The organism is Halobellus rufus, from assembly GCF_000739575.1.
In the GTDB taxonomy this organism is placed as follows: Archaea; Halobacteriota; Halobacteria; order Halobacteriales; family Haloferacaceae; genus Haloquadratum; species Haloquadratum rufum.
Map to the genome: position 1 here is coordinate 22,767 of NZ_BBJO01000067.1, position 11,983 is coordinate 34,749.

An 11,983-nucleotide genomic window follows, 5' to 3' on the forward strand; every position below is an offset into this window, starting at 1 on the left:
GCGACAGCGTCTGACTGGCCGCGAGCGCGGCGGCGCTCAGTCGTCCGCTGGGGCTGCAGTGGAGGGCGAGTCGAAGCGCGCGTCCGGGACGGTGCCGTCGGCGTCCCACTCGCGGGCGTCGTAGTAGGCGTCGAGCGCGGCGTCGATCTCCGGGAGGTCGTAGGGGAGTTCGTCGTTCCCCCGGTCGAACCCGCGGCGGTTGTTGAAGTGCCGCTCGCGGGCGACGACGCCCTCGCCCACCGCGAGCAACTCGTCGTAGTCGGCGTCGAACAGCGCCTCGAAGGCGTCCTCGTCGATGTACTGCCCCGAGAACGCGCAGACGACGCCCGAGTCGCGGAACGCGCAGTAGTTCTCCTGCTCGATCAGCGTCTCGACCTTGTCGACGGTCCCCTCCGCGTCGATGACGCCGCCGTAGGTCAGCCCCATCATCTCGGCGTAGAGGTGGTCGCCGCCGCGGTTGGCGACCGCGTACTGGAGCCCGAGCCCGTGCAGGACCCGGCCGTCGTGGGCGGCGAACTCCATCCCCTTCATCGTCATGTCGTCGACGCCCAGTTCGTCGTGCGCGCGGTGGACTCCCTCCGCGAGCAGGTCGCCGACGCCCTCGCGCCTCGCGATCTGCTCTGTGAGCTCCTGGGCGAGGTCGGCGTTCCCGAACTCGTCCTCGCTGGCGAGGTACGCGGCGACGGTGACCCCCGCCGAGACCGTGTCCATCCCGTACTGATCGCACAGTTCGTTCGCCTTCATGATCTCGACGAGGTCGCCGACGCCCTGGCTCGATCCGAACGAGAAGATGGTCTCGAACTCGGGGCCCTCGGTCTCGACGCCGGAGGCCTCGTCGCGCGTGGGGAGCTTGCAGGCGAACGCGCACTGCGAGCACGCCGCCTTCTTGTACTTCTTCTCCTCGACGGCGTCGCCGCCGATGTCGGCGGCGTGCTCGAACTCGTACTCCTCGAAGTACCGCGTCGGCAGCGAGAAGTTGTCGTTGATGAACTCGGTGCCGCCGGCCGTCCCCTGCCGCTTCATCGAGTCGTCGGCGGTGGCCGCCGCGCGGTGGACCTCGGCGGCCGCGTCCGCCGGCACCTCGACCGACTGCTCGGCGTCGCCGTCGAACGTGACGAGTTTGACGTTCTTCGCGCCGAGCACCGCGCCCAGCCCCCCGCGGCCGAACGCCCGCGAGTCGAACGTCATCGCGCTGGCGAAGCGGACCAGGTTCTCCCCGGCCGGGCCGATCGTGACGCAGTTGTCGGGCCCGAGGTCGTAGTGTTCCTCGGCGTACTCGCTCACCTCGGGGACGAGCGCGCCGTCGAGTTCGGGGACTTCCTCGAACGTCACGCCGTCGTCGCGGACGTGGACCGCGAGGAGCTCGTCGCTCTCGCCGACGAACTCGACGACGCTGTTGCCCGTCCCGGTGAAGTTCCGCGAGAGGTACCCGCCGGCGTTCGAGGAGAGGAGCCCGTCGGTCAGCGGCGAGAGCGCGGTCATGTTCATCCGGCCGGTGAAGCTCATCCGCGAGTGCTGCAGCGGCCCCGTCGAGAGGTAGAGGCGGTTCTCCGGCCCGAACGGGTCGGCGTCGAACGGGATGCGGTCGTGCGCGAGGTGCGTCGCCGTCGCGCGCCCGCCGATCGTCTCCGCGAGGAGGTCGTCGATGTCGGTTCGTGTCGTCGTCCGCTCCGTGAGGTCGATCGTGAGGAGCGGCCCCTTCGCGTGAAGCATTTCCGTTTGCTACGGCGTCTCAATATAAGCATTTTTGGGGAGGGAGCGAACGGCGAGATCACCCGCAGGCTTTTGCTCGCCCGCCCAAAGGAAAGCGTATGAGCGGCAGGCGAAAACCCGACTGGCTGAAGATGCGCCCGCCGTCGGGGCGGCGGTTCACCGACATCAAGTCCTCGCTCCGCGATCGGGACCTCCACACGGTCTGTGAGGAGGCGAACTGCCCGAATATGGGCGAGTGCTGGAGCGGCCGCAACGGCCCGGGGACGGCGACGTTTATGCTGATGGGCGATCGGTGCTCGCGCGGCTGTAACTTCTGCGACGTCGAGACCGGCGGGATGGAGGCGCTCGATCCCGACGAGCCCGCGAACGTCGCCGACGCGGTCGCCGAGATCGGACTGGACTACGTCGTGCTCACCTCGGTCGACCGCGACGACCTCCCGGATCAGGGCGCGGGCCACTTCGCGCGGACGATCCGCGAGATCAAGGACCGCGACCCCGGGATCCTCGTGGAGGTCCTCATCCCCGACTTCCAGGGCGAGCCCGAACTCGTGCGGAAGATCATCGACGCCGGACCGGACGTGATCGCGCACAACATCGAGACGGTCGAGCGCCTCCAGTGGCCCGTGCGGGACCGCCGCGCGGACTACGAGCAGTCGCTGTCGGTGCTCGAACAGGTATCGGAGGAGTCCGACGTCTACACCAAGACGTCGATTATGCTCGGGCTCGGCGAGTACGACCACGAGATCTACCAGACGCTGTCTGACCTCCGAGAGGCCGACGTCGACGTCGTCACGCTGGGGCAGTACCTCCAGCCCTCGCGGTCACATCTGGACGTCTTCGAGTACGTCCACCCCGACGCCTTCGAGACGTGGCGGGCCGTCGCCGAGGAGGAACTCGACTTCCTCTACTGCGCGTCGGGGCCGATGGTCCGCTCGTCGTACAAGGCCGGCGAGCTGTTCGTCGACGCCGTGCTGCGGGAGGGCAAGAGCATCGAGGCCGCCCGGCAGGAAGCGCGCGCCGCCGGGACCTAGCCCGCACCCCCGGACCGAGATCTCGACCGGGACTTTTTCAACCGGAGTCGGAAACGGGCGGTATGGTCTCGACGGGCATCGCACTGGCGTTCGGATCGCTGTTGCTGTTCGGCGGGTGGGCGGTCGCGGCCGGCTTCGCGACGCGGTCGATCTCGGCAGCCAACGCGGTGTTTCTGTCCTACGTCGCGAGCATCGGCGTCGCCGGCGCGTACGTCGTCGCCGCGAGGCAACCGATCACCGGCACGAGAGCGGACGCGGGGTTCGCGCTCGCCTCCGGCGCGTTCCTCGCGGCCGGGAGCATCAGTTTCTACGCCGCCCTGACGCGCGGGAGTATGGCCGTCGTGTCCGCCATCGCCGCGCTGTACTTCGTCGTGCCCGCGGTCGTCGGCGTCGCCTACCTCGACGTCGCGGTGTCGCCGACGAACGTCGTCGGACTCGTCCTCGCGGCCGTCGCCGTCGTTCTGATCGCGCTCTGAACGGGCGCTCCGAACGGGAACCGCATCCCACACGGTTTTGAACGTCGGATTCGAGAGTCGAGCGTATGCCCGGAATGGACGAGGAGACGGCCGATCTGGTCCTGTCGATTCGCGACGACGAGCGACGGAGGGCGGTGCTGTCGCACCTCGCCGACGGCCCGAAGACCGTTCGGTCGGAGTCCGAACGCTCCGCCAACGCCGACGCGAAAGCGGTGCTCTCGTCGTTCGTCGACGACGGTATCGCCGAGCGCGACGGCGACACGTACTCGCTGACCGACTTCGGCGAGCGCGTCCACGAGTACGCCACGCGCGATTGGAACCCCTCGAACGAGGGGACCAAGCGCGCCGCGACCTTCGAGACGCTCGCCGACTGCGAGTGGCACTGCTCGGCCTGTGAACTCCCCAGTTCCCAGCCCGCGAAGGACATCCAGATGCTCCGCAAGGAGGGCTTCGAGTTCGTCCAGAACACCGGACAGGGGCAGGGCGACTACCGCCACTGCGAGATCTGTGAGGACACCACGTTCCACCGGAAGCTCAAATACCCGTTCCCGACGCAGAAGTCGATCACGCGGCAGGACATGCCCGACTCGTTCAAGCGCCGCGTCCGCGACCTCTACGACCACCGCGACGCGTTCGACGGGTCCTCGCCGAGTACGACCTTGGAGGTCGACCACCGTGTGCCCGAAGTCCGCTGGGAGGAGTCGGAGAGCTTCGACTACGACTCGATGAGCGACGCGGAGATCAGAGAGCACTTTCAGATCCTCACGCGGACGCACAACCTGCTGAAGAGCCGCAAGTGCGAGGCCTGCGTCGAGAGCGGAAAGCGACCCCCGTTCATGGAGATCGAGTACTACTACGAGGGGGGAACGGAGTACGACGAAGACGTCGGCTGCGTTGGCTGCGGGTGGTACAACCCACACGAGTGGCGGGCGTCGTTGGAGAGCGAATTAGACGGCTGACCCGAGCGTCACGGGATCAGCGCACTGGCTTCAGAGGTGCTCCGCGTCGGTGGAGACCTCGTGACCGTCGACGACGCCGGTGGTTTCGAGCAGGTAGTAGAGGACGAGGTGAGCGACGAACGCGGCGACCATCCCGTTCAGCGCCGCGCCGACGGGACCGGGGATCACCTGCGGGGCCGCGAGACCGGGGACGACCTGTCCGGCCGTGAACACCGCGACGACCGCGCCGATGGTGTAGGCGATGACGCCCGTCCAGCGGACGTTCGCGAAGTCGACGTCGTCCATCCGCGGGACGCGCATCCGCCAGCAGAGCAGGAAGTCCGCGATGAGCACGCCGCCGAGCGGCGGGACGTACTGCCCGAGCGTCGACAGCCACGGGATCAGCAGGCTGTCGGCACCGACGAGCGCGAGGATGATCCCGATCGAGCCGCCGACGAGGATGAAGGGGCGCTTCCGGTCGAACTCGAAGGCCTCGCTGCCCGCGACGCCGAAGGCGTAGGCCGCGTTGTCGTTGGTCGTCCAGATGTTCAAGATCAGCGCGATGAGCCCCACCGCGGCGAGTCCCTGCGCCGCCAGCACCGCGTAGAGGTCGCCCGCGGGCGTGACGTCGTAGACGGAGCCACCGACGGCCCCCGAGATGAACAGAAAGCCGTTGCCGACGAGGAAGGCGACGAGCCCCGCCCAGAAGCCGACTCGGGTGCTGCTGGCGAAACGCGCCCAGTTGGGGGCCTGCGTGCCGCCGCTGATGAAGGTCCCGACGACGATCGTGACCGCGGCGGCGAAGCCCATCTCGCCCGCGCCGGACGCGGCGAACAGCCCGGAGAGGCCACCGACGTCCTGCACGGCGATGAAGATCGACAGCACGCCGACGACGACGAGGATCGGGACGGCGACGAGCGAGAGCGTCTCCATCCCCTCGTAGCCGAAGTACGCCGTCGCGAGGTGGAAGATCCCCCACAGGAGGATGAGCGCGGCCGTGAACGTCGGCGTGTCGAGACCGAAGAACGTCGCCGTCGGGATCGCGACCATCGGAATCGTGACGCCGAACCACCCCACCTGCGTGCCGCCGAGAATGAGATCCGCGAACTTCGCGCCCCAGCGACCGAAGCTGTAGCGCGCGAGAAGTACGGTCGTCAACCCCGCCTTCGCCGCGATCCCACACAGCGCCGCGACGTAGACGCCGAGGATCGCGTATCCGACGCCCATCGCGGTCAGCATCGAGCCGAAGCCCATCGCCGCGCCGACCTCCGCGCCGGCCCAGATCGTGCCCGCGAAGAACACGTATCCGAGGAGGACCGCCGAGATGCTCACCAGTCCCTTCCGCTCGCCGCCGGGGACGTGATCGAGCGGGTAGTCGGGGTCGGGTAGTTCCTCGTCGCCGAACACGAACCGCCGCCACACGGACGTCTCGTCTCCTGTTGCCATCAGTCTCCGCTTTCGTCGTGTTTTTATAAAATTGGGGGTCTCGACCACAATTGTTGTCACAAATCGGTCGTGACGGTAGCAGAGAGCAGAAATCGTTAACCGTCGGACGACCGCGTCTGCGAGTGAGATGACCGACTACATCGTCACGAACGGGCGGACGATCGGCGAGGCGGACGCCGTCGACGTCGAGATCCGCGACGGCGTCATCGACCGACTCGTTCCCGCGGGCGAGGGCGACCCGGACGCGTTCGACGCCGACCGGCGCTACGACGCTGGCGGACGGCTGCTCACGCCGCCGCTCATCGAACCGCACGTCCACCTCGACGCGACGGGAACGGCGGGAAATCCCTCGTGGAACGACAGCGGGACGCTCGCGGAGGGCATCGAGGTGTGGGCCGAGTACAAGCAGGACATCACCGTCGACGACATCCTCGACCGGGCGACGAAGACCGTGGAGTGGTACGCCTCCCACGGCGTGACGCGGATCCGGACGCACGCGGACACGACGGAGCCGTCGCTGACGACGGTGGAGGCGCTCCTCGAGTTGAAGTCCCGGGTCTCGGACCTCGTCGATCTGCAGGTGGTCGCGTTCCCGCAGGACGGCATCCTGACCGACGAGTCCCACGAGGACCTGCTTGTCGAGGCCGTCGAGATGGGCGTCGACCTCGTCGGTGCGATCCCGCACAACGAGTACACCCGCGAGGACGGGGTGAAGAGCGTCGAAATCGCCTGCGACCTCGCCGAGAAACACGACCTCCCGCTCGATCTCCACATCGACGAGACGGACGACCCGGGCTCGCGGTTCACGGAAGTGCTCGCCAGCGAGTCGATCAAGCGCGGGATCGGCGACCGCGTGACTGCGAGTCACACGACGGCGACGCACTCGTACAACAACGCCTACGCGGACAAACTGATCTCGATGCTCGCCGAGAGCGGCGTGAGCGTCGTGACGAATCCGCCCGACAACTCCGTCCTGCAGGGGGCGTACGACGACTACCCGCGGCGACGCGGTCACACCCGGATCGACGAACTCCGCGAGGCCGGCGTCACGGTCGGCCTCGGCCACGACTCCGTGCTCGACCCGTGGTACCACTACGGCGTCGCCGACCCGCTGGACGCCGCGTTCATCCTCGCGCACTACGCCCACATGGCCGGGCGCGGCGACGTCGAGGTGCTCTGGGAGATGCTCACCGAGGCGAACGCCGAGGTCTTCGGCGCGGGCGGCGGCGACGCGAGCACGTACGGCCTCAGCGAGGGCAACGAGGGCTCGCTCGTCGTCTACGACAGCCCAGACGGCTTCAACGCGCTGCGCCGGCAAGCGCCGCGGACGCTGGTGCTCCGCGATGGCGAGCCGATCGCGGAGACCGAACCGAGCGTGACGACGGTGCATCGGGCCGACGGCGCGGTCGACGTCGACTACAAGCGGTAAGCCAGCTCACAGTTCTCGGGATGCCCCGGGGCGTTTAAATACGATCGCGAACGAGAAACGAGCAGATTCCGAATGCAGGACGCCGACTTCGATCGCTCGTCGATCAAGGTGCTCGATCTGTTCTGCGGCGGCGGCGGGCTCTCGGAGGGCTTCCTGCAGGCCGGCTACGACGTCGTCGCCGGCGTCGACGCCAACGCGGACTTCCTCGCGACGTACGAGCACAACCACGAGGACGCGCTGGCGATCCAGGCCGACCTCGGAGAGGTCGGCCCCGAGGAGTTCTTCGCGGAGCACCCCGTCGAACGCGACGAGATCGACGTCGTGATCGGCGGCCCGCCCTGTAAGGGGTTCAGCATCGCGGGGCACCGCGACCCGGACGACGAGCGCAATTACCTCGTCGGCAACTTCATCGACTTCGTCGAATTCGTCCAGCCCGCGGCGTTCGTGATGGAGAACGTCCCGGGGATCAAGTCGATGGAGGGCGGCGACACCCTCCGGGCGATCCTGGAGGGGTTCGAGCGCGCGGGCTACGAGAAGCCCGCCTACGAGACGCTCAACGCCGCCGACTACGGCGTCCCGCAGAACCGGCGGCGGGTCATCTTCCAGGGGCGTCGCGACGGCTCACGGCCGACGTACCCCGAGCGGACGCACGGTCCCTCGAAGCAGGCAACGCTGACCGGCAAGCGGTTGGAGCCGTACGTGACGGTCGAGGACGCGCTCTTGGATCGCGGGACGACGGGCGAGAGCCAGCGACCGATCGAGGAGCTCCCGAACCACGACGAGACGGACCACTCCGCGGAGATGGTCGAGCGGATCGCCGAGGTCGAACCCGGCGACAGCCTCTACGAGAGCTACGGCGACAGCTGGCGACGGCTCCCGCGCGACGAGCCGTCGATCACGATCAAGGAGAACCACAACGCGCCGTTCATCCACCCCGTCGAGGACCGCGTCGGCACCGTCCGCGAGTGTGCGATCCTCCAGTCGTTCCCCGACGACTACGTGTTTCAGGGCCCCAAGAGCACCCAGTTGAAAGTCGTCGGCAACGCGGTTCCACCGGGACTCTCGAAGGCCATCGCGGAGGCACTGGCCGAGGATCTGGCGGCGATGCGGCAGGCGAGCGTCGCCGACGCGGAGTGAGCGACCAGCTATTCTCCGTCGCTTCGCCGCAACACGTTGTAGCCTTCCAGCACCTTCCCGAGCCGGTACATCGACGCGACGACGACATCGCAGGACGGCCGAACGGCGTCCTTCGGCACGTAACCGACGGACAGCCCCGCGACCTCCAGCATCGGGAGGTCGTTCGCGCCGTCGCCGACGGCGATGGTGCGGGAGAGCGGGACGTCGAGGTCGGCGGCGAGCGATTCGAGCGCGTCGTCCTTCGTCCCGGTGATGAGCGGTCCCTCGACGTCGCCGGTCAGGCGGCCGCCTTTCATCGGTAGACGGTTGGCGACGATGGTGTCGACCTCGACGCCCTCGCGTTCGAGCGCCGCCTCGACGCCGCGCTCGAAGCCGCCGGTCAGGATCGCGACGTGGTGGCCCGCTTCCCGGAGCCGCTCGATGAGGTCGGCCGCGCCGGGACGGAGCCGGACCTGCCCGAAGGCGTCCGCGGCCGCCTCCGCTTCGAGACCTTCGAGGAGGGAGGCGCGCTCTCGGAGGCTCTCGGCGTAGGAGATCTCGTCGTTCATCGCGCGATCGGTGATGTCGGCCATCCGGTCGGCGACGTCCTTTTTCTCGCCGAGGAGGACCGTCATCTCCGAGTCGGAGAGCGTTCCGTCGAAGTCGAAGGCTACGAGTCGCATACGCGGGGGTCTGTCGGAGAGGCTTTCAACCCACCTATCCGGCAAAGCTCGGTGGGCGCTACCAACGCACAACATAGACGTGCGTTAGCGATACGCAGAGCGCCGCTCGCGGCGATGAAGAAACGTTTAACCGGGAACCACAGCAGGGTTAGGATATGAAGGTCCTTATTACGGACCCGATCGACGACGCCGGTCTGGAACGCCTCCGAGAGGCGGGCCACGACGTCGAGACGGCCTACGACCTGGACGGTGAGGCGCTCTTAGAAGCAGTCGCGGACGCGAACGCCCTCGTCGTCCGGTCCGGAACCGAGGTGACCGAGGCGGTGTTCGAGGCCGCGTCGGACCTCGTCATCGTCGGCCGCGCCGGCATCGGCGTCGACAACATCGACATCGACGCCGCGACCGAGCACGGCGTCATCGTCGCGAACGCGCCGGAGGGGAACGTCCGCGCGGCCGCCGAGCACACGGTCGCGATGTCGTTCGCGGCGGCGCGCTCGATCCCGCAGGCCCACGCCCGGCTGAAGGCAGGCGAGTGGGCCAAGAGCGACTACCTCGGCACCGAACTGAACGGCAAGACCCTCGGGATCGTCGGCCTCGGTCGCGTCGGTCAGGAGGTCGCGAAACGGCTCGACGGACTCGGGATGGACCTCGTCGCGTACGACCCCTACATCAGCGAGGAGCGCGCCGACCGACTCGGTGCCGAACTCGTCGAGTTCGAGGCGTGTCTCGAACAGGCCGACTTCCTGACGGTCCACACGCCGCTGACGCCGGAGACCGAGGGGATGATCTCGACCGACGAACTGGAACTGATGGGCAGCGGCTACCTCATCAACTGCGCCCGCGGCGGCGTCGTCGACGAGGACGCGCTCGCCGCAGCGGTCGACGACGGCACGCTCGACGGCGCGGCGATCGACGTGTTCGCCGAGGAGCCCGTCTCCCCGGACAGCCCGCTTCTCGATGTCGACGACGTCGTCGTCACGCCGCACCTCGGCGCGTCCACGGAGGCCGCCCAAGAGAACGTCGCGACGTCGATCGCGGATCAGGTCGACGCGGCGTTCGCGGGCGAACCGGTGATGAACGCGCTGAACGCCCCCTCCGTCGACGAGAGCGTCTTCCCGCGCATCCGCCCGTACATCGGCCTCGCGGAGACCGCCGGCAAGGCGCCGCCCAACTCCTCGACGGTCGGATCTCGAACGTCGAGGTCACCTACGAGGGCGACATCGCCGAGGAGGACGTCGAACTCGTCACCGCCTCCGCGCTGAAAGGCGTCTTCGAGCCGCTGGAGTGGCAGGTCAACGCGGTCAACGCGCCGCAGATCGCCGAGGAACGCGGCATCGACGTCACCGAGTCCAAGCGGATGCAATCGGACGACTTCCAGAGCCTCGTGACCGTCACCGTCGGCAACGAGGACGACTCGCTGAGCGTCTGCGGGACGCTCTTCGCCGGCGACGATCCGCGGATCGTCCGCATCGACGGCTACCGCGTCGACGCGATCCCGCACGGGAAGATGCTCGTCGCGCGCAACGCCGACAAGCCCGGCGTCATCGGCTTCATCGGCTCGGTCCTCGGCGACTACGACATCAACATCGCGGGGATGTTCAACGCCCGCCGCGACGAGGAGGGCGGCGAGGCGCTCACCGTCTACAACCTCGACGATCCGGTCCCCGAGGAGGTCGTCGAGACGCTGCTCGCCGACGAGCGGATGATCGACGTCCGCTACCTCACGCTGAACGGCGAAGACGACGAGTAGAACCGTTCTCCGGTAGTTCTTTTCCTTTTACGGATTCGGTTCGTCGGCCTGTAGCTTCTGCGTGGAGTCCTGCGCGACGTACCGTTCGGAGATCGACGCGTTCACCCGGACATCGCCGAACCGGTCTTCGGAAAATGGCGAATTTCGCCGATCGTACCGAAGACAAAGCCGAACGTACTCGCGGACAGCCGAGCGTACTGGCCGACGGCCGACCGCTTCGAGAGCGACGGCGGCCTGCGTCGTCGACGCGGACCGGGACGCGAAAGCCGAACTGAACTCCGACGGTCCGCACCGTACCGTCTGATGGGGGTAACCGTACTCTCGGGGATCCGACGCATAACAATCTGCGAGCGGGTCGATGAGAAGCCCGTCGGGGGCGCACCCGACGGAACTTATGACCGGACCAAACGACACAGAGGAGCGCGCGGCGCGGATCGCCGCATCGGTGAAGGACCGACTCGCAGAGAAACGCAGCTCTCGGCGAGGGTTTTTGGGACGCACGGCGCTGCTTGGCGGGGCGTTGGTCGCGCTCGGCAGCGCGACGGGGAACACGATCGCACAGCAGGAAGAGGACGAGGAACCCGAGACCGAGGAGACGGACGCCGGTGCCGCGTTCGACGACGTCGAGGGGACCGACGTCGACGTGTTGAACTACGCGCTGTCGCTCGAACACCTCGAGAACGCGTTCTATCGCGAGGCGCTCGAGGAGTTCGACGAGGACGACTTCGCCGACGCAGAGCTGCTCTCGGAGTACGACGAGGAGATACGAACCACCATCTTCAGTCACGTCGAGATGATCGCCGAGCACGAGGCCGCGCACGTGGAGGTGCTCTCGCAGGCGATCGAGCTACTCGGCGGGACGCCGGCGGAAGAAGCCTCCTACGACTTCGGGTACGAAGACGTCGACGAGTTCCTCGAGACCGCCCAGGTGCTCGAAAACACCGGGGTCGCGACGTATCAGGGTGCGGCCCCGTTCGTCGAGAGTCCGGACCTCCTCTCGGCCGCACTGTCGATCCACAGCGTCGAGGCGCGCCACGCCGCGCTGTTGAACGAAGTGACCGGCGAGTCGCCCTTCCCCGACGCCTTCGACCCCGCACAGTCGCAGTCCGAGGTCCTCGACGCGGTCGAGGGCTTCATCGAGACGGACGAAGCCGACGAAGACGAAGAAGACGGTGAAGATGAAGAAGACGAAGAGGAGACTGCGGAGGACGAGGAGGACGGCGAAGAAGCCGACGACGAGGAGGAAACGGAGACCGAAACCGAGACCGGAGAAGCGCCGGGAACCGAAACCGAAACGGGAGAGGCGCCGATGAACGAGACAGCGACGGAAGCGACGCCGACGGAGGAGTGAGCCGGCGGCGAGGCCGCGCGAACGGAGCCTGAGATCGGACGGGCGGGTCC

General features: G+C 67.7%; 9 protein-coding genes and 1 pseudogene. 7 read left to right on the top strand and 3 right to left on the bottom strand.

Annotated elements, in window-relative coordinates; translation table 11 throughout:
* Positions 1 to 36 precede the first annotated feature (36 nt).
* A complete protein-coding gene (locus ACP99_RS18220; protein WP_049987947.1) occupies positions 37 to 1,713 on the bottom strand; it encodes an aldehyde ferredoxin oxidoreductase C-terminal domain-containing protein in 1,677 nt (558 codons plus the stop codon).
* A 98-nt stretch (positions 1,714 to 1,811) separates the two neighbouring features.
* Here ACP99_RS18220 and lipA point away from each other — a divergent pair, with 98 nt between their 5' ends.
* From lipA to ACP99_RS18235, 3 genes are all read left to right on the top strand, one after another.
* Entirely contained in the window at positions 1,812 to 2,744 is a 933-nt protein-coding gene (gene lipA, locus ACP99_RS18225; RefSeq protein ID WP_049987948.1) for a lipoyl synthase, read from the top strand.
* Between the two features lie 62 nt (positions 2,745 to 2,806).
* Complete coding sequence (locus tag ACP99_RS18230) at positions 2,807 to 3,220, top strand: EamA family transporter (RefSeq protein ID WP_049987949.1); 414 nt, start codon at positions 2,807 to 2,809, stop codon at positions 3,218 to 3,220.
* Between the two features lie 65 nt (positions 3,221 to 3,285).
* Complete coding sequence (locus ACP99_RS18235) at positions 3,286 to 4,179, top strand: hypothetical protein (protein WP_156105800.1); 894 nt, start codon at positions 3,286 to 3,288, stop codon at positions 4,177 to 4,179.
* A 30-nt stretch (positions 4,180 to 4,209) separates the two neighbouring features.
* On the opposite strand, the gene codB is transcribed toward ACP99_RS18235, so the two are convergent.
* Entirely contained in the window at positions 4,210 to 5,604 is a 1,395-nt protein-coding gene (gene codB, locus ACP99_RS18240; RefSeq protein WP_081927582.1) for a cytosine permease, read from the bottom strand.
* Between the two features lie 127 nt (positions 5,605 to 5,731).
* Between codB and ACP99_RS18245 the strand changes: the two genes are divergently transcribed.
* Positions 5,732 to 7,033: an amidohydrolase family protein gene (locus ACP99_RS18245; protein ID WP_049987951.1), complete on the top strand. Its 1,302-nt coding sequence runs from the start codon at positions 5,732 to 5,734 to the stop codon at positions 7,031 to 7,033.
* A 72-nt stretch (positions 7,034 to 7,105) separates the two neighbouring features.
* The gene (locus ACP99_RS18250) at positions 7,106 to 8,170 is read left to right on the top strand and encodes a DNA cytosine methyltransferase (RefSeq protein ID WP_049987952.1); all 1,065 of its coding nucleotides are present in this window, start codon (positions 7,106 to 7,108) and stop codon (positions 8,168 to 8,170) included.
* Between the two features lie 8 nt (positions 8,171 to 8,178).
* Here the strand turns inward: ACP99_RS18250 and serB are convergent, their stop codons facing one another.
* The gene (gene serB, locus ACP99_RS18255) at positions 8,179 to 8,832 is read right to left on the bottom strand and encodes a phosphoserine phosphatase SerB (protein ID WP_049987953.1); all 654 of its coding nucleotides are present in this window, start codon (positions 8,830 to 8,832) and stop codon (positions 8,179 to 8,181) included.
* 155 nt (positions 8,833 to 8,987) lie between these two features.
* Here serB and serA point away from each other — a divergent pair.
* Positions 8,988 to 10,582 (top strand): annotated as a pseudogene (serA, locus tag ACP99_RS18260) (phosphoglycerate dehydrogenase).
* A gap of 394 nt (positions 10,583 to 10,976) precedes the next feature.
* Positions 10,977 to 11,933: a ferritin-like domain-containing protein gene (locus tag ACP99_RS18270; RefSeq protein WP_081927583.1), complete on the top strand. Its 957-nt coding sequence runs from the start codon at positions 10,977 to 10,979 to the stop codon at positions 11,931 to 11,933.
* The last annotated feature ends 50 nt before the right edge of the window (positions 11,934 to 11,983 follow it).

What these genes read in the sequence shown, in the direction of transcription:
- ACP99_RS18220 (WP_049987947.1), bottom strand. Translation starts at nt 1,713, where the DNA reads ATGCTTCACGCGAAGGGGCCGCTCCTCACGATCGACCTCACGGAGCGG.
- lipA (WP_049987948.1), top strand. Translation starts at nt 1,812, where the DNA reads ATGAGCGGCAGGCGAAAACCCGACTGGCTGAAGATGCGCCCGCCGTCG.
- ACP99_RS18230 (WP_049987949.1), top strand. Translation starts at nt 2,807, where the DNA reads ATGGTCTCGACGGGCATCGCACTGGCGTTCGGATCGCTGTTGCTGTTC.
- ACP99_RS18235 (WP_156105800.1), top strand. Translation starts at nt 3,286, where the DNA reads ATGCCCGGAATGGACGAGGAGACGGCCGATCTGGTCCTGTCGATTCGC.
- codB (WP_081927582.1), bottom strand. Translation starts at nt 5,604, where the DNA reads ATGGCAACAGGAGACGAGACGTCCGTGTGGCGGCGGTTCGTGTTCGGC.
- ACP99_RS18245 (WP_049987951.1), top strand. Translation starts at nt 5,732, where the DNA reads ATGACCGACTACATCGTCACGAACGGGCGGACGATCGGCGAGGCGGAC.
- ACP99_RS18250 (WP_049987952.1), top strand. Translation starts at nt 7,106, where the DNA reads ATGCAGGACGCCGACTTCGATCGCTCGTCGATCAAGGTGCTCGATCTG.
- serB (WP_049987953.1), bottom strand. Translation starts at nt 8,832, where the DNA reads ATGCGACTCGTAGCCTTCGACTTCGACGGAACGCTCTCCGACTCGGAG.
- ACP99_RS18270 (WP_081927583.1), top strand. Translation starts at nt 10,977, where the DNA reads ATGACCGGACCAAACGACACAGAGGAGCGCGCGGCGCGGATCGCCGCA.